We start from the raw sequence: 17,386 nt of genomic DNA, 5'->3' as shown, positions 1-17,386 counted from the left end.
AAATACGAGGCACCTACTTCACTGGAACTAAAATCGTAAAAGCGATATCATCCTTTTTTAAATCAAATTTGTCCGCTTTTAGTTTGATATCACTTTTTAATTTTAATTGCTGCATATGAACATAAATTAGTTGGTCCTTTGGTCTAATGTCGACACCTTTAGGAATCTTATAGTTTTCGCTAATAAAATTCAAAACATACGAAATTGGCAGGTGTAAACTACCGATTGTCATTGAATTCTGCTTTAATACTAAATCACCATTTTCCAAAGCGCTCGGCTTAAAGGTTAACTCCATATTCAATTCCTCACTAAAAAATGGCAAGGTGCCATACAGTTCAACCTCATCTCCAAGAAGGACCCGATAGTCAATCGATGAATCCACCGCCTCTTCTTCAAGATAATGGTTAACCAGCTTATTTAAATCATTTTTGTTCGATTTAACATGAAAGGAAACATGTTCCCCCATTGGTCCTTTCAACTTGCTTGTTTGCGGGCCTTTAGCCGGAAACATAACCAATGACAATATAATTATAGCGAACAAAAGGTTGATACCCAGCAAGGCTAGGAATCCTATTTTCCATTTGTTTTTCATCTAATTCTCCTCTTTATTTACCATATATCGTGTTTTATTCAATTCAGGCAATACCTGTGCTTCTAGGGTCTGATTCAATCTTTGAGCAATCAGCTCGTAGCCTTTGTCATTCGGGTGGAAATTATCAGTAAACAAAAGGTCTTCATTTGCATTTAAAAATATATCTTCAATCGAGACAAAATAGGCACTTGGGTAATTTGCAACAACCGCTTTACCAGTTTTATTCCAGTCAACTACGATTTCATCAAGTTCTTTAATTTCTGAGAACCATTTAGAAAATGGATTATATAACCCCACTAACACAATGGAGGCATCGGGATTTTCCTGGACGATTAGGTCAATAATTTGTGTTAAATGTTTCTGATAAGATTCTTTTTCGGCGGTAAACGTGGAAAGTTGGAGGTTTCCAATATTGTCCTTAACCACTTTGATAATATCGTTGCCACCAATCGTAAGAATAACTAGATCTGCCTTTTGTAAAGGTTCTTTCATTTCCGCTGATTTTAGCCTTTTAATCAGTTGCGTCGTCCGATTGCCTTTCACACCATAGTTATAAAAATCTACTTCTTTGATGCCCTTCTCTTTTTCAAGCATGGTTTCTAAATAGGGCAAGTAGCCGCCTTTGTTTGTACTATCGCCAATTCCTTGAGTGAGCGAATCACCGGCAGATAAGACCGTTATTTTTCGAGGAACAAAATCTGCGGGAACCTGCGCAAAGGCCTGAGCCACTGTTTTCTTTTCAGAATGTAACGCCCATTGGTCAGCTTGATTACATGAAGATAGGAATAATATAGAGAGAATTAGAAGGGGGAGAAGCTTTCTCATATTTTATTTCACCTGCCTTCTAATTATTTTTATATTTAAAGTTTTACTATATTATAGCACGGCTTGGCACATTCAAAACAATATGTACGATATCCTATTCCTGCCAAAAAAAATAGACCTTCCAAAGGTCTATTGCAATGCTTTCATATCATGAATGATTTCTTCAAACGGAACATTTTTGTAACCTTCATAGGATTTTTTAATATGTCCTTGTTGGTCAACTAAATAAAGGGAGGTCCCATGGATTACTTGATTTCCCTCTTGCGGCTTTTTGACTAGTGCTTTGTAATTTTTCAAGGCGAAATTTTCAATGAACTCCTGTGAATAGCCAGTAAGGAAGTTCCAATTGTTGAAATCGATTTGGTATTGTTCCGCATAACGAGTCAATACTTCCGGTGTATCAACGGTCGGATCAACACTAAAAGAGACAAACTCAATGTTTTTCAAGCCTTCCTCTTTCACCAGTTTTTGTAATTTCACCAAATTAGCAGTCATTGGTGGACACACATCCACACAGCTGGTGAAAATAAAGTCTGAAACCCACACCTTGCCTTTTAAATCCTGTAGTCCAAACGACTGATTATCTTGCTTTGTCACTGAAAAGTCCTTAATTGGCCAGTCGACGGCATTTTCTATTTCTTTTTGTCCACAGGCCGACATTAGTAGAGATGATAGAACTAAAATAATTACCAAAAACCGTGCTTTCATATAATCACCCGCAACCCTTTTTCTTTTCCATATCGTGAATAGTTTAACAAAGATTTGAAAAAGAAGAAAGGAAATGGCTTGTTAATCAATGACACCAGTTCGTTTGATTGTATTCTTGACGACAATATCGAAGGTTGATTCCTTATATTTACTATCCCACTCCTTCTTTGAAATTGTTTTCCCCCTTAAGTGGGCCTCGTATTCATTTCCGAATCCAATCGGGTCAATTCCCAATTCCTTGAAATGAAGTACAATCTTTTCAATTTTCTTTTCCATCGCCTCATTAAATTTCTTTTCAAGGAACTTTATAGATGAAGGTTTCCCTAATTCCAAAGCCTGTGTCGTCTCTAAAACTCTGGAATCCAAGCGAACTTCCACTTGAAAGCGAAGGTTTTTTTTATCAACCAATTTAATTTTCGTTTTACTTCGAATATTATCAATCGCGACATAAATTTTACTGTATATTGGTTTCTTTGTATAATTTTCATCTTTCAAGATGATCTTCTTTAATTGGTCCTTCTTAAACCCGATTTCTTTTGTACCGGCCCGATATTTATCAATCAATATTTTCAAATAGAATAGATCACCGTGTTTCATTTCATCAACCAAACGGTCATCTTTAAACAGGCCTAATCCAGAAATAATTACATCTTTTCCTTTGACTTTTAAAATCGGGAGAACAGGATCCTTCCCAATATCATAATAATTATGGTTAAACTCATGCAGGGTTGGGGAGATAATTTGTTCCCCCTCCACATTTTGTTTAATTAAATTGTACATATATGTCCCTAGATTTAAATTTCCTTTATTATCATTTTCAATATCCAATATTTCTGAAGCAGTCTGATCGGCAACAGTTAGATAGACCATATTCCCAATGGACGAATCACGGTTTAAAGTATCAACGAGCTGAATAATCCCCTTTTTAGCTAGGTCACGACTGTAGACTACTGAACGGAGCTGTCCTGATACAAGCTTTTGGTTGGATTGGAGATTTTCCTCCTGCCTTAATCCTTTGCTTGTTTTTGCCTTTGATGTGATAACTTTCGTTGCCGCTTGAGTCATAGGATCAAATTTTTGGACAACAACAGTTCCTTTGAGTATGTTTTTCCCCTCTAAATCGTAACCCGACATCGTAATAAGTCCTAATTTTTCGAGCGGCTTTTGCTGCACACATCCAGCACTAAGTATCATCATTATCAAACAAATGGTCAAAAGAATGAGTTTGCAATTATGAGTCCTCCACACTTGATTGTTTCCTCCCTTGGAACCATTTTTTCACCAATACTAGCACTGAAAGAAGGACTGGATAGCAAAAGGCAGTTAAAAAGCCAAGATGCGCAACAAAATCAGTTAATTCATTCATTTGATATCTTGCTTTAATAAAAAACGACCCACCCCATGCTAGGATGCCAATAATCCAAATCCCCTTTTTTTGCTTCCATTTAATGATCCGACTGAATCCCTTTGATGCAGCCCATAAATAACAGCACATGTTTGGTAGGATAATTAGCATCCAAAATGAAACAGCAATAAACTCAAAACGTTCGAGGTTTGGTAACCTAACAATTTTAAACATTGATAAAACTGGCCAGATCGTCCGAGCCAGCCCATTTTCGGCAAAGAATGTTATACATACCATAGTAATCGCTGTAAAAATAAACGTCGTAATTAAATTACCTATTTGTGAGTAGAGAAAAACCTTTTTTTTATCTTTCACATATGGATATAAGAACATGAGAAGTTCAAATCCCATGAGTGACAGCGATGTTTTATAGACACCATTTAAGATGTGCTTTATATCTGTATTCATGAGTGGCAGCAGATTTTTAGGGTCTGCATATTCCATCGGTACAATTAATATAAATGTCATCCACGTTGTCCCTACGACTGAAAGAAATGCCACTCCGACAACAATCCGGATGCCTCCATTGACGGCATAAATGGTTAGCAAAATCAATGCAAGTGAGATTTGCCATGTTGGTAAATCCGGAAAGATCCATACTTGAACAATTTCGATATAATTCATTAGGATAACAAAAAAGCTTATGCTCAAATAGGACATATAAAAAATGTTCAACGCATTTCCTATCCACTTTCCAAATACATCTACCTGAATTCCATATAAGTCGGCACTATCATATTTCTTCAACATGAGTACCATCATGGTTAAAACAAATGACGTAAATAATCCACCGAGAAAAACAGAGATCCATGAATCATGCTTTGCCGCTAAAAATACAATCCTAGGTAGTCCGATCACCCCAACTCCTGTTTGTGCAGCATTGATAAAAAACAGGACCAAGAATGCATTCACTAATAATCCTTCTTTTGGATGTAAATCTATTTTCATTCTGACCGCTCCTATTCATCTACATCCTTTTTTTCAACACCTTTTTGTTTTGGAAAAATCTTTTTGTCAATGGGACGATTCGTTACTGGTCTATGTGATAAATATTGATTCGGAAATTTAATAATACTGTAGCCTAAGTCCTTCCACCTAAAGGGATAGATTGGCATAAAGTAGGGTCTTCCAATTGAAGTTAGTCTTAAAAGATGAATCATAATAAAACAAAACGAGAACATTATCCCAATTCCTCCCCAAATACCTGCTAAAATGATAATTGGAAAACGGAGCATTCGAACAGCAGTGCCCATTAAATAGCTGGGCGAGGTGAAGGAACCAAGGGCGCTAAGTGCGATGATAATAATTAAGATATTACTGGTAAAGCCAGCTTGAACAGCCGCCTGACCAATAACAATACCGCCAACAATACCCATTGTTTGACCAACTTTAGTAGGCAGCCTTGCCCCAGCTTCTCTTAAAAGTTCAATCGTAAACTCTAAAAGAAGAGCCTCTATTACAGGGGGGAACGGAACATTGGCTCTAGATTGCCCGAGAGAAATGAGTAATGCAGATGGAATGACCTCATAATGATAGGTCAATACCGCCACATAGGCAGGAGTCAATAGGACCGATAGAAAAATAGAAATAATTCGCAGCATCCGCAAAAAAAGACCCATATTCCAGCGCATATACACATCCTCAGTTGATTCAAAGAAACTAAGGAAGGGGGTTGGACCATAAATGGCAGACGGGGACCGGTCCATTAATACGGCTACCCTCCCTCTCATTAAGGAAAGCGTAATCCGGTCAGGCAGTTCGGTAGACATGATTTGCGGGAAAATTGTCCAAGAATTATCCTCGATTAACTGCCCTAAAACCGTTGTATCTGGTATATAATCGTATTCTAAATCATTGATTCTTTGCCGAAAGGTACTGATATTATCCTCATCAGCAATGTCTTTAACATAAACCAGCTTTCCAGGCGTTTTCACTCTTTTTCCGATTACAATGTCTTCCATACATAACTTTGGATCCTTCAAATTACTCCTGATTATATTTAAATTTCCGATTAGTGATTCAGTAAACGAGATTTTGGGCCCATATACAAGCGACTCAGTTTCTGCCTTTTCAAGCGATCTTTCTACGGTTGTACCGACGTTGGCAAGAATCCCATACGGTTCACCGTCGATATAAATGTACGCCTTTCCTTCTATTAAAGAAGAAACAATTTCTTTAAGCTGATTGGCTGCAGAAATTTCGGCGATTGGTAAGATCTGAGCCAGACTTTCCGTTGTCCATTCGTCCAGTGTATTTTGCTGGATTGGTAACAGGATATATTCATCAAAGCTCGTCTTATCAATCAGGCTGCTTAAAAAGCAAACTAAAATTTTCTTCCCATTCTTTTTTAAGGTTCGAAAATTCAGGTCCATACAATCGCCTATTTCCGACTGTAAATCTGACTTAAGATCATCCACATTTAACCGATGCGGCTTCTTTTCCTCTGACTGTTTCGTATCTAACTTCCGCTTAAACATTGGCAACACCTTAACCATTCAATTTTTTTTATCTTTACCAAAATGTCTAATTTTAACCAAAAGAAAAACCTTTTGGGTGTCAGGTACCCTCATTGTTTCCAAAATGTGAATTTCGTGGTATTATGAATGAATATTCATTCATAAAATGGTTTGTTTAGACATGTTTATGGAAAAAACGTTATGAGGTGATTGTAATGAATCGAATTGGACCCATTATCATTCTAGAAGGAACAAACTACAGTAAGGTTCCCTATTCCCGCAGTCTCTTCATTGATTGTGCCGATAAGGTATTAATTGATAGCGGGGCGGATGCTAAAACCCTATTAAATGTGGATCGAGAGTATGGAGTAGAGTTAATCATGAATACGCACTATCATCCCGATCATACGCTCCACAACCATTTATTTACCGATGCCACCAAACTAATCAATCCGATTGAATTTGAGACAGCCCTTACGATTGAAGGGGTTGCACGTGAAAATGGTGTCTATCAGGAGTGGGGGCAACTAGGAGTGGAAAAGTGGAAAAATTCACTGCCGCAGGAATTAGCGAAAAATCTGGTAGAAATTTCGGGCACGTATGAATATGAAACAACCTATACATTTGGGGATGTGAAGGTAAACTTTTTACATACTCCTGGGCATACAAGCGGACTTTCCTGCCCATACTTTCCAGAATTAGGTGTTGTTTTTGTAGGAGATTATGACATGACATCGTTCGGACCCTGGTATAATGGGACAGATGGCAATATCGAGGATTTTATTGCTTCAGGCAAGCGCTTGCTTTCCCTTGATGCCGATACCTATATTACTGGACACCAAAAAGGTATATTTAATAAACAAGAATTTAAAATGGCCATGGATAAGTTCCTTGCGATTATTGACAGGCGCGATGAAACAATTGATCATTATATCCGACAAGGACTTACTTTTGAGGAACTAACAAAGATCGGTATCTTTTATCCGAAAAAAAGTTTAGAAAATAGTATCCTATTAACATGGGAACGAAGTGGTATTCGCAAACATTTACACAGGCTTGGGTACTCGGTGCCATTATCAACTAACGAACTAGTAAAAAACAAATAAAAGAATGGTGTCAGTTGAAATGGCACCATCCTTAATTTTTATTCAAAATAATACATTAATGCGATTGTACCAGGCCCGGTATGCGTACTAATCGTTGGACCTGTATATTCAATAGGTATATCGTTGTAGCCTGTTAAGTCTGTTATCGCAGCTTTTAGTTTTGAGGATAATTCGATGGCTTCGGCATGAACAATACCCGCACCAAGAATGGTTTTCCCTTTGACATCTTCCGCAAATTGCTTGGCCAAGTATTTAACCACTTGGGAATGACTGCGGACTTTCGCTACTGGGTTGTATTCCGCTCCTTCAAGTGAAGCAATCGGTTTGATATTTAATAACGAGCCAATAAAGGCCTTCCCTTTACCGATTCGGCCGCCTTTTACCATATTTTCTAGTGTATCAATCATAATATAAAGCTTGGTATGTTCACGTACTTTTTCAAGGTGGTTCAGAATTTCCTCCACACTCTTCCCCTGTTTCGCCATTTCTGCCGCTTCCCTCACTTGGAACTGGAGCGCTAATGAAATAAACATCGAGTCAATCACAGTCACTTTTGCCTTCGACATCTGGGCAGCACTTTCAGCTGAACGAACAGTCCCACTCATTTTTCCTGTCATGTGAATGGATAATACCTCATAACCTTCTTCACCAAGGCGGTCATATACTTCAAGAAAGGTTCCCGCTGAAGGCTGCGAGCTTTTCGGTAATTCTTCTGATTTCTTCATCATGTTTATATATTCTGCAACATCTATATTGACTCTATCTAAGTATGATTCTCCATTTATCGTTACGGACAATGGAACGACCACAATACCAAGCTTTTCAGCCACTTCTATCGGCATGTCCATTGTTGAATCGGTTACAATTTTAACTTTGCTCATAATAGTCACTTCCCTACCAGTACTGCTTTGTATTATACAGGTAACCTTTGGAGAAAGGAACAACATCCATCACTTTTCGGGTTTTATTAAACATAAAAGAGCATTGCAGGGAAGTCCCAGCGATGCTCTTGGCATTAAGCGTTATTCTTTAATTCTCCTACTTTAAACAATCGTTCATAGTCAGGCCATTTTATGACCTTTTTTAAGTAATCTTTAAAAGAGTAGCATTTTTTTAAGTTTTTCTCGTTGTAGAGCGACGTAACATACGTCTGTAAACGGAATTGGATCATAAATTTATAAGTGCTATCTTCCTCCAATACAGGAATTTCGATGATTTTAACCTTCTGTCCAATAACATTTTTGAACTCTAGGCTTTTGAATAACAAAATATCAATCCTCTTTTTCACCCGTTTGTGTATATTATACACCGAATGCGAATCGAATTGTGTCTTATTACACCTGTTTTCACAAAAAATATTTATAGTTTGTGGTAGTTATAGCACAAAAAAACAGGTCACTTGGATGGCCTGTTTTCTAATCAAAGGATTGATATTCATATGATTTAATTTTGGTATTTAATGTTGGGTTTTCTTGCAGATAACTGTTTTTTATAATGAATAAATGAGGTTTTGTTGCCTTACGGGCTTCAGCATCCTTGGAAGAAACACGAGTGAGGTCAAAATTACAGACAGGACAGATCCATCTATCAATATCGCTGCTGCTGAAAGAAGGTTGGTGGCATTTTGGGCAGAGTTTTTTGTACATAAAGGCAACTCCGTTCGTCTTTTTTTAGTGGAATTTTATTTTCTATTTCCAAATATTTATGTATCTTGTATTTACAATAGACCTTGATGTTTGAATTCACCTAATCAAGGTCCAGTTATACTTCATTCTGTAGTTTTCTCCGTCTTTTTTTAATATTGAATTGTAGAATTGAGCCTGATATTACTAGTACTGCTCCAGCTACTAAAATATTAAACATATTAGAACCGGTCTCCGGGAGTTTTGGACCATCAACTGGTAGAGCACCACCTAAGGTACCTTCGACATAAAATTTAAACTCGACTTCACATCCAAGTCCTTGGAACTCATTCCCGATTTCACTAGGTACAACCACTTTAAAGAATAATTGTTCTGAGTCGTTCTTTGCAATAAATCTTGGATTTAACTTTTTAAACTCCCTCATTTTACCTTCAAACAATACACTACTTTCGTCGGATATCGACAAAAAAAGTTCATTATAAAATTTTTCAGAACCTTTTTTTAAATTACTTGACAAAAGGTACTTAAAATCTTGTTCCCCATTATTTTGAATGGTTAATTTTTTTTCAGCCCAATCACCTGGTTTCAAATTAGTTAGGTCAAAAAATACCTTTTCTGGTGATGTTGCAATATTAATTTTAGCAGTATTGGTCCCCGCAAATATGTTTATTGATGTAAGGAAAAAAATTATTGAAATAACAAAAATATTAATAGTAATTTTTATTATTACTTTTTTCATCAAGAATTCCCCCCTAAGAGTAAATGAGGTGGCGTGACCACACCTCATATTATACTGTCTTCCCGATATCGTCTTTATTCCCCCTTGAGTCCAAATGAGAAATAGCTTTCCAAATCGTAAGGGCTGAATAAAGCAAAAGGAATAAACCAGGTATTATTAATAAAAATGCACCATTTTTTGAGTTTGTAAAGGAAATGAAATATCCTAAGTAGGGAATTGTAAACCCATTATATTCAGCTACAACATTTTGTGAGAGTACAGGATTGATATCCGGAGATTTATTATTATCACCCTTTGTTTTATAAATAACTTGCTCCTGGACTTTTGAGACTTCAATAATTCTATGAGTTATAATCTTTTTTTCGTCCAACTTAAAGGTAATCACATCTCCAGTTTTAAAGCGATTCATGTCTCCACCCGGTTTAACTGCAATGATAGATCCGGTTTTAATACCAGGTTCCATTGACCCTGAAAGGACAGTTTTAAGTTCATATCCAAAGATTTGTGGTTCTCCTCCAGAAGCTTTTGAACTTACTACTACAAACACCATCACAAGTAATACTAGAAATAATATAGTTGTAACAAAATTACTAATCCATTTTCTAAAAATTCTTAAACTCATCCCTAACACCCTCCTAAGCAGTTTGAAATATGGAATATTAAGACCCACAATCTGTAATACTATATTTTTGTAAGACTGAGGAAAAATAACCAATACTTATAAATAAAAAAATATATTATGTTACTCCTCTTCTGGAGTTTCTAGTAATGGATTATCTTTACCAACTTCCTGAGAAGTTTCTACATTCGTATCCCCGTCACTATCTTCTTTGGAAGGTTCTGCTATTGCTTCTCCTCTACTATCTTTTTTAGAAGGTTCTGCTATTGCTTTCCCTTCTCCATCTTTTTGATTAGTCTTTAAATCTTCTGAATCATTAAGAATGTTTTGGTTACATTTCACTTGAATTGTTCCACTCCACAGATCATGGCCATTGGAAAAGACATTATTGTTATCAGGAATTTGGAGAGTTTTAAACTGATAAATCCCTGATTTTGAAGCTATGTAACTTAATTTTGCTGTTTGATTTGCTTTTAACATATCTATTTTACCTTCAGCCTCTTTAACTCCTTCAACGGGGTTACCTGAACTGGTATAAAACACTTCATACTGAAGATTACCGGTCATATCACTCGTAGAGGAGTTTTTAATAATTGTAAAAATCTCAATTGGCTCGCAACTGTTAATTATTTGATTATTTATATTAAGAAAATCTAAAGATTCTGGATTCCAGATATCTTTTGTTTCTTCCCAGTAACCAGATTCCAAGACTATATTAGCTTTTTTATTAACATTTAGATAAGCTTCTGTATTAGTGTTAAGGTAGGACAGAGTACCGATTGAAATGTAAAATATTGCTGATAATTTTGCAAATAATATTAGATTCTTATTTTTCTTTTTGAATTTTACTAGTCGTGGGTATCGAATTTTAATCACACCCTTTACATGTTTCTAATCTTTCACGATAACAATAAAATTCATCCCTTTTTAGATTATAAAAAATATGTGGAAGGTATAAAAAAGGTGGGGACGTTTGCCCTCCACCTTTTTCCAAAATACTAGTTTGTTCTAACTTCACCATCAGTTTGAATTCCTTCAAATTGCCATGTTAAATTAAGTTTTTTACCTTGAAGATCATTTTGGTCTGGCTGACCAGAATCAACAAATCTAAATTGAACTTTAAATTTATCTGTTGAGTTTTCACTTGTACCAGCTTTTATACCATCTACCAAGTCCCAGACAACCTTATAATTTGGGTGTGAAGTGGAATTATTAATTTGTTCTAATCTACCATCAAATTCTTTAGCCAAGTTATCAGGGGTCATGGCTTTTAATTGTCTTAAAGATTTAGAAGCGACTACTTCATAATTTTTAGTTTCGCCTTCTTTTGGATCTCCTACGTTAACTAGAAAATCCACAACAATTGCATCTGCAAGTCTATCTTGAGTCGCAGGTGCGACACTATTACCAGCTAAATCACTAATTGAATAATCTGTATGAAGGAATACTTTTTTAATATCTAAGGTCCCTGTGTTTGTTAAAGTGAATTCCTTAGGCATTGTATCACCAGGTTTCAAATTGGTTAGTGGAACTGCAACAGTAGGATTTACAGCCATATTCAATGTCCCAGATGCAAAGCTACTTGTTTGTGTTGCAGTCGTGTTAAAGTATGCATATGTACCTCCACCAATAAGTGATAAACCTAGTGCAGCCGATGCTACTCCCAAACCTAATTTCTTTTTAATACCCATTACTTTTTCCTCCTCTTATTCCCTTTTTTGTTGTAAGTTCGTGTTGGTTTTTTTGTTCTATTTAACGAACCTATAAGATGAGTATATTCCAAAATAACGAACTTGAAAAACCTCAAATTTAGCTGTTTTTTCTTAATAAAGAACATTTTTGTAAATTTATCTCTTGTTTTCTCTTATTTTCTCTTTATTTCGTATTTTATAAAAAATGATTTGTTTTTTATAATGTACTAAATAAAATGTTTTGTTTGTTCTTTATTAGGAGATAAACATGGTGATAGCGAACTGGAAGAGAAATGGAAGAGGAATGAAGGATATTGATTAGACAGGCAATTGAGGATAGCTTGAAAAAGAAGACTTTCATGAAAGTTGTAATTATATAAATTTCCAGTCGTGGATGAAAGAACAGAAAAAGAGTTAAGAAATGGCCCCCATTCTCATTTGAATGGGGGCTATTTTCTTATTTATTTTACTATCATTCATTTTTTCTACTTGCTAATTTCCCATATCCATTGATTGATGATCATTGACATTCACAGACTTAAGGGAAAGGCTCTTCGTTAAACGGTCCTTCTGTCCCTCTTTAATAGCATCTGCATGGTCCTCCGAAATTGTTCCTGCTTTTACTTCTTCGTCTAATAATTGATTTTCATTATCCTTTAATTTTTGCAAAAACTCTGCTTTTGTTATCCCCTTTTCCTTTGCTATTTGTACTAATGTTTTCCCTTTGTTCATTTCTTCTATAATATTAATTGGAAGAACATTCAGGACGACCGCTGCCTCACTTACTACATTCAATTGAGGTAATCGACTTTTTCGAACAGTAGGTTCTGACGTTTTTGCCTTGTCATTTTTCCTTGGTGGTGCAAATTTGCTCATAGCTTCTTTTGCATTAATTGAAGGGGCTTTGGCATTACTTTTGGCTAGAGCTGGACTATTATGCCAAACCGCAGCTGATGCACCTAAAATCAACAGCAAAGCAACAAAAATAGAAACTGTGACTTTTTGGTATTTCATTCATGTACCTCCCTTGCAGATAATTGTTATATTAGATAAATCTTATACAGCAGGCTGCATAAATATTGCTATGAATGTTTGCAGCCCGCTAAATTCATTCAGTTCTAGACTTATGGTGTATTAACATTAGCTACACTTGACCAAGCGGAAGTACCGCTTTGGTTAACTGCGCGTACACGAATATAATAAGTCTTTCTTTTTGTAAAGCCTGTTCGTGTATATAGCGTTGATGTGCTACCGTTATTATAAGTAGAAACATTATTTGAAAATGTTGAACTAGTAGAAAACTGAATATCATAACTGCTAACGGTGCCAAGTGATGCGGTCCAACTTACTCTAATAGTATCAGTCGACTGTCCACCTGTTGCCGTCGCGATGATACCAGTTGGAGCAGAAGGTACATTTGGAATACTGATCGTAACAGTATTAGAATAAGTCGACGGTGTTGTTCCGTTTAGAGCATTAACCCGATAATAGTAACTTTTACCCGTTTCTACAGTTGAATCAGTATAGGTTAAAATGTTTTTACTACCATTTTTTGCTTTACTAGTACCAATGGCTGAGAAATTCACACCATCAGTCGATCGTTCCACTGTAAATCCTGTCTCATTCGATGAATTATCTGTCCAGGTCAATCCTATGCTTGGACCATCTAGCAGACTTGCTTTTAGATTGCTTGGTGCGGTTGGTGGTGTTTGAGTTGAAGCCTTAATGGTAACACTTGATGTATTAGAATAATCGGATTCAAGTGTTCCATTGACTGCTTTAACACGATAGGTATAGGTCGTTCCAGTGGTCAAGTTAGTATCAACGTAATTGACACTTCCTACATACTTTGACTGAGTCGGACTAGCAATAACTGTGAAGTTCGTACCGTCTGTGGAACGCTCAATAATAAATCCTGTCGCATTAGTAGCATTATCCGTCCAGGTTAGTTTCGCATTTTGACTTTCTTGTACAGTCGTTAATTTGCTAGGTGCAGCCGGAAGACCTGCTGCATTAACATTATTGGAAGGGGTTCCTCCGCTTAGATATGAGTTTGGATCAGTTAGATCCGCAGCTGTTGCAGCATTAAATGCATCTATCCGGTAGTTATAGGTTGTATATTGGTCTGCTGTATTATCTGTATAGCTTGTATTATTAGCCAATACTGAACCTATTTTAGTAAATGTTCCAACCGTCCCATTTATAACAGGGGCACGCATGATATTGTACCCGATTTCGCTGGAGGATTTACCCAGTGAATTAAGGTCATACTCACCATTGCTAACTGTAGCTGGAGTAGGGTCTGTCCATGTAAGATTTACCGCTCCTCCGTTAGTCCTTGTTAAACTTAATAGAGATGGACTTGGCTTAGTATTTACAAAATTAAAACTCATTGTCCGCATCATGTCATTTTCTTCATGACCTAACAGATGGCAATGCCATACATATTCCCAAGCAAAATTTGTCATTTTATTTGTGACCGTCACTGGATTTCCAGTCAGCGGGTCCACGTTCATAAACTGTCCTGTTGAACCTAATGGCATGGTTGGGTCCAATGGGCGAATACTATCAGGTACACCAAATGGTATTTTTGGTGAAACCGGTCTTAGAGCAACAATCGCATCCTCCAACGGATTCATCCTGACTGTATCTTTCCAGCCTAATTCGTTAGCATCTGGGAAACGAATTGAACCATCCCACCCAACACGGTTTACAATCTGGACATCAAAGAGATGGAAGTGCATGGCATGTGTATCGACCCCATTATGAGTAATCTTCCACAACTGTGTTCCATCCCCTGTTGGAGAACCAATCGGTGAAATAGAGTCTGTCAGGTTTTCAGTAGTAGGGTCTACGTAACCTAGCATAATGGTGGTTTGATTCTGGAAATTGGTATTTGGCATTTCCACTCCGAGTGTTGCATTCATTCGCCCATAATTTTGTTCAAATTCTTCGGCAATTGCCTTTGGTTTAAGATCCATCGTAACTGAAGTAGATGTTCCTGGTGGTGTAAACGTTTTTGAATTGTCTTGAATATTAACCCATTTCCGATTAGGATCATCTGGAAGATTTGGGAAGATAAGCTCCTTTTGGCCAGCAACAAATGCTTTTGGTATTTCAGCATTTAATTTTGCTATTGTGTCCTGAGTAGTGTCTGTTACATTTGGATCAGCTGCAACCTTAATTTGCATAATGGTTCGAGTATTCGGCCCATAACCTGGTTGAGTTGTTGGTGCACCGCCTGTATTTTCACCTGTTGCAGATTGGTCGGGATCACCTGTGTAATAGTCGTAGCGTGGGTCAAAAGCTGGGACTGGTGCGGGTGCATCATTATAAAGAATAAGGGTCTGGCCTGCATATTTGCTGAAGTCGACGACTACGTCCGCCCTTTCAGCTGGTCCCAATAATAGGGTTTTGTCTGAGACATTTAAAACCGTGATACTTCTTCTTCCATATTCATAATTTACTGGTTGGTTTTTGAGTACAGTAGCCTTTGGTAAAAAGCCGCTATCATTACCAATTTGAATCATTTCTGGACCTGATGATGCAGGATCAGGAACTCCTCCTGCCCTTCCATCTGATGGCCATTTCGACGGAAATCCCGTTGTTGTAACGGCAGGTACCATGTTTACTTCACCTGCATCTGCATCATGCAATGTACCATCTGCATTCCACATAGCCCCATTTGACTTTGCTTTATAAAACTGCAAATTCCACATCCTGTCATTTGAAGCATTTAAAATACGGAAACGATAGGCTATCGGATCAACGGTTAAGGTTGGATAAGCCGTTCCATTAATTACTGGAGTATCCATAAAGGCTTCTGGTGTAGTAGATATATTTGGTGTCCCTGGGTTCATCGGCGCCTGACCCGGTTGATCTGCAAGCGGATTGGTTACGGCACCATTTTTCAATCCTGTGTTTGGCGGCCAGAACCATGGACCATAATCCCAGCGTCCCATTGGGTTCGCGCCCTCTAAAACATAAGGATTCTGGTTTGGCATATATACATGGGGGAACCATAAATTACCTTGTCCTCCCCATTTAGTTGTATCCCAAGTAGGATCGGTAGCTTGCAATTGGGTATCTGTTGGAACAAAGGTTTTGTCTTCAATTACCAATGGAATTTCTTTATTTCCACTAGGGATAATACCTCTATCAATGAGATCTTGCTCCACCTTATCCCTAATTAAATATCCACCTGCTTCACCGGCATAAACATTTAAGCGAGTCAGACCATAGCTATGATCATGAAAAAACATTAGCCTTGCACTTTGCTGATTTGTATAAAAGAATGTCTGTGATCCATCCCCAGGATCTGGCATATCAGGAACATTTCTTACACTTACACCTTTTGGATAAGGTGTATCTTCTCCAGCTGGTGTAATCCATTGATGTGGGGTTCCATCGCTGATCCATGGAGTAATCCCACCATGAAGATGAAGGAGTGCGCGATTTTGCGTATACTTGTGCATTCCATCCGGTCCCATACCTGCTCCCATTAGACTTTCATCAACTGGAAGAAAGAGATCTCCGCCACTGCCTGTAGGCAATTTATTCGTAAATTTGATACGTACAGGGCGATCCTTTTGAGCCACTATGACTGGTCCCAAGTAATTTGGTACGCTTACTGAAGGATCTGTTGTGTTGGTTTGTTTGTAACCACGAAGTTTGGTTGGCTTTAGATCACTATGCATTTGCTGTGTATACTCTACCAATGAAATTTCATAATAATCCGAACCTGGATAGGTAGTCGTATCTGGAACAGCAACCGGCATATATTGCCCAAGATTATTCTCGTTTGCTTTACCTAACCCCGGTAAAGTATCAACAAATTTTCTAATACCTGTCCCAGCAATATGTTTCCCGTCTGAATCAAATTCCGGTAACTGACTATTGGCATAGTTAGGTGTCGTCCAATAATCTGGTGTCCCTCCAGGTACACCCGTCGCAGCTATTGCTTTCGGTACTTTTGCTGTACTTTGCGCAAAGGGATAAGCAGTCAGGACTAACAAACCAGCAAGCATCCCCATTTTAATTTTCCTACCAGCTACTTTCACTTTTTTAAACTTATCCATACCACATCAGCATCTCTCCCTAATGTATTTTTATATTTTCTGATGAACCAAACATTAATTAATCCCTCAAGTTTTGTATGGTTCATCGTTATCCCCTCTTAATTATGGCGTCCTAGTAGTAATTTAAATAAAGTTATTTACTTGAAGCCCCATTCCGCTATTTCGCTTACCCCTTAAGAGTTATGTAACCTCTAAGCTTTTAAACGAACATCTTTGTTCTTATAAAGAAACCTTATGGCAACAGTATATTAGATTTATAAAAAATTATATAATATCAAAATTAGCCATTTTACCTCAAATATGAACCTTTATATCTATTATTCTATAATAATCTCAAGATATCTCATGATTTCTACTTTTTTCCAAAATGTCATGTGTATTTTGGAAGGATTTCATTTTCTAAATCCCTTTAATCCTTTTATTATCAACGTCAGCCGATAATAAAGATGTTTATAAAACCATTCTACATGTCATACGTAATTTTAGAATTACTATTTTATTAATATAATAAAGTTAGAAATAGC

General features: G+C 37.1%; 16 protein-coding genes. 1 reads left to right on the top strand and 15 read right to left on the bottom strand.

Going from position 1 to position 17,386, the window contains the following annotated elements:
- Window positions 1–13: 13 nt before the first annotated feature.
- The 6 genes from V7121_RS14285 to V7121_RS14260 form a co-directional block, all read right to left on the bottom strand.
- Entirely contained in the window at window positions 14–592 is a 579-nt protein-coding gene (locus V7121_RS14285) for a YpmS family protein (protein WP_335500267.1), read from the bottom strand.
- Window positions 593–1,417, bottom strand: a complete 825-nt coding sequence (locus V7121_RS14280; RefSeq protein ID WP_335546882.1) for an SGNH/GDSL hydrolase family protein — start codon at window positions 1,415–1,417, stop codon at window positions 593–595. It abuts the gene before it with no gap.
- 129 nt (window positions 1,418–1,546) lie between these two features.
- Window positions 1,547–2,125, bottom strand: a complete 579-nt coding sequence (locus tag V7121_RS14275) for an SCO family protein (protein WP_335500270.1) — start codon at window positions 2,123–2,125, stop codon at window positions 1,547–1,549.
- 81 nt (window positions 2,126–2,206) lie between these two features.
- On the bottom strand, window positions 2,207–3,373 hold the full coding sequence (locus tag V7121_RS14270) for a Ger(x)C family spore germination protein (protein WP_335500272.1): 1,167 nt from the start codon (window positions 3,371–3,373) through the stop codon (window positions 2,207–2,209).
- The gene (locus V7121_RS14265) at window positions 3,357–4,478 is read right to left on the bottom strand and encodes a GerAB/ArcD/ProY family transporter (RefSeq protein WP_335500273.1); all 1,122 of its coding nucleotides are present in this window, start codon (window positions 4,476–4,478) and stop codon (window positions 3,357–3,359) included. The genes V7121_RS14270 and V7121_RS14265 overlap by 17 nt, the downstream gene beginning before the upstream one ends.
- 11 nt (window positions 4,479–4,489) lie before the next feature.
- Complete coding sequence (locus V7121_RS14260; protein ID WP_335500275.1) at window positions 4,490–6,007, bottom strand: spore germination protein; 1,518 nt, start codon at window positions 6,005–6,007, stop codon at window positions 4,490–4,492.
- Window positions 6,008–6,201: 194 nt separating this feature from the next.
- Between V7121_RS14260 and V7121_RS14255 the strand changes: the two genes are divergently transcribed.
- Complete coding sequence (locus V7121_RS14255; protein WP_335500277.1) at window positions 6,202–7,092, top strand: MBL fold metallo-hydrolase; 891 nt, start codon at window positions 6,202–6,204, stop codon at window positions 7,090–7,092.
- Window positions 7,093–7,130: 38 nt separating this feature from the next.
- Here the strand turns inward: V7121_RS14255 and V7121_RS14250 are convergent, their stop codons facing one another.
- From V7121_RS14250 to V7121_RS14210, 9 genes are all read right to left on the bottom strand, one after another.
- A complete protein-coding gene (locus tag V7121_RS14250; protein WP_335500279.1) occupies window positions 7,131–7,973 on the bottom strand; it encodes a DegV family protein in 843 nt (280 codons plus the stop codon).
- A 134-nt stretch (window positions 7,974–8,107) separates the two neighbouring features.
- Window positions 8,108–8,359: a DUF2535 family protein gene (locus tag V7121_RS14245; protein WP_335500281.1), complete on the bottom strand. Its 252-nt coding sequence runs from the start codon at window positions 8,357–8,359 to the stop codon at window positions 8,108–8,110.
- A gap of 148 nt (window positions 8,360–8,507) precedes the next feature.
- Window positions 8,508–8,738: a hypothetical protein gene (locus tag V7121_RS14240; RefSeq protein WP_335500283.1), complete on the bottom strand. Its 231-nt coding sequence runs from the start codon at window positions 8,736–8,738 to the stop codon at window positions 8,508–8,510.
- Between the two features lie 115 nt (window positions 8,739–8,853).
- Entirely contained in the window at window positions 8,854–9,474 is a 621-nt protein-coding gene (locus V7121_RS14235; protein ID WP_335546881.1) for an LPXTG cell wall anchor domain-containing protein, read from the bottom strand.
- 49 nt (window positions 9,475–9,523) lie between these two features.
- Window positions 9,524–10,096: a signal peptidase I SipW gene (sipW, locus tag V7121_RS14230; RefSeq protein ID WP_335546879.1), complete on the bottom strand. Its 573-nt coding sequence runs from the start codon at window positions 10,094–10,096 to the stop codon at window positions 9,524–9,526.
- A 120-nt stretch (window positions 10,097–10,216) separates the two neighbouring features.
- The gene (gene tapA / locus V7121_RS14225) at window positions 10,217–10,969 is read right to left on the bottom strand and encodes an amyloid fiber anchoring/assembly protein TapA (RefSeq protein ID WP_335500289.1); all 753 of its coding nucleotides are present in this window, start codon (window positions 10,967–10,969) and stop codon (window positions 10,217–10,219) included.
- 122 nt (window positions 10,970–11,091) lie between these two features.
- Complete coding sequence (locus tag V7121_RS14220; RefSeq protein WP_335500291.1) at window positions 11,092–11,784, bottom strand: TasA family protein; 693 nt, start codon at window positions 11,782–11,784, stop codon at window positions 11,092–11,094.
- Between the two features lie 492 nt (window positions 11,785–12,276).
- Window positions 12,277–12,798, bottom strand: coding sequence for a hypothetical protein (locus V7121_RS14215; RefSeq protein ID WP_335500292.1), 522 nt, complete (start codon window positions 12,796–12,798; stop codon window positions 12,277–12,279).
- A gap of 110 nt (window positions 12,799–12,908) precedes the next feature.
- Window positions 12,909–16,862 carry a fibronectin type III domain-containing protein gene (locus V7121_RS14210; RefSeq protein WP_335500294.1) on the bottom strand — a complete coding sequence of 1,318 codons (3,954 nt, stop codon included), beginning with the start codon at window positions 16,860–16,862 and terminating at the stop codon, window positions 12,909–12,911.
- Between the last annotated feature and the right edge of the window lie 524 nt (window positions 16,863–17,386).

It is taken from the genome of Neobacillus drentensis (genome assembly GCF_036962125.1).
Taxonomy (GTDB): Bacteria; Bacillota; Bacilli; order Bacillales; family Cytobacillaceae; genus Neobacillus; species Neobacillus drentensis_B.
Note: the sequence above shows the minus strand (reverse complement) of the source record. Positions and strands in the feature narration are given on the sequence as shown.

Excerpts from the sequence above, each read along its gene's own strand:
- V7121_RS14215 (WP_335500292.1), bottom strand. The coding sequence starts at position 12,798 with ATGAAATACCAAAAAGTCACAGTTTCTATTTTTGTTGCTTTGCTGTTG.
- V7121_RS14220 (WP_335500291.1), bottom strand. The coding sequence starts at position 11,784 with ATGGGTATTAAAAAGAAATTAGGTTTGGGAGTAGCATCGGCTGCACTA.
- V7121_RS14250 (WP_335500279.1), bottom strand. The coding sequence starts at position 7,973 with ATGAGCAAAGTTAAAATTGTAACCGATTCAACAATGGACATGCCGATA.
- V7121_RS14210 (WP_335500294.1), bottom strand. The coding sequence starts at position 16,862 with ATGGATAAGTTTAAAAAAGTGAAAGTAGCTGGTAGGAAAATTAAAATG.
- V7121_RS14265 (WP_335500273.1), bottom strand. The coding sequence starts at position 4,478 with ATGAAAATAGATTTACATCCAAAAGAAGGATTATTAGTGAATGCATTC.
- sipW (WP_335546879.1), bottom strand. The coding sequence starts at position 10,096 with ATGAGTTTAAGAATTTTTAGAAAATGGATTAGTAATTTTGTTACAACT.
- V7121_RS14235 (WP_335546881.1), bottom strand. The coding sequence starts at position 9,474 with ATGAAAAAAGTAATAATAAAAATTACTATTAATATTTTTGTTATTTCA.
- V7121_RS14275 (WP_335500270.1), bottom strand. The coding sequence starts at position 2,125 with ATGAAAGCACGGTTTTTGGTAATTATTTTAGTTCTATCATCTCTACTA.
- V7121_RS14285 (WP_335500267.1), bottom strand. The coding sequence starts at position 592 with ATGAAAAACAAATGGAAAATAGGATTCCTAGCCTTGCTGGGTATCAAC.
- V7121_RS14240 (WP_335500283.1), bottom strand. The coding sequence starts at position 8,738 with ATGTACAAAAAACTCTGCCCAAAATGCCACCAACCTTCTTTCAGCAGC.
- V7121_RS14255 (WP_335500277.1), top strand. The coding sequence starts at position 6,202 with ATGAATCGAATTGGACCCATTATCATTCTAGAAGGAACAAACTACAGT.
- V7121_RS14280 (WP_335546882.1), bottom strand. The coding sequence starts at position 1,417 with ATGAGAAAGCTTCTCCCCCTTCTAATTCTCTCTATATTATTCCTATCT.
- V7121_RS14260 (WP_335500275.1), bottom strand. The coding sequence starts at position 6,007 with ATGTTTAAGCGGAAGTTAGATACGAAACAGTCAGAGGAAAAGAAGCCG.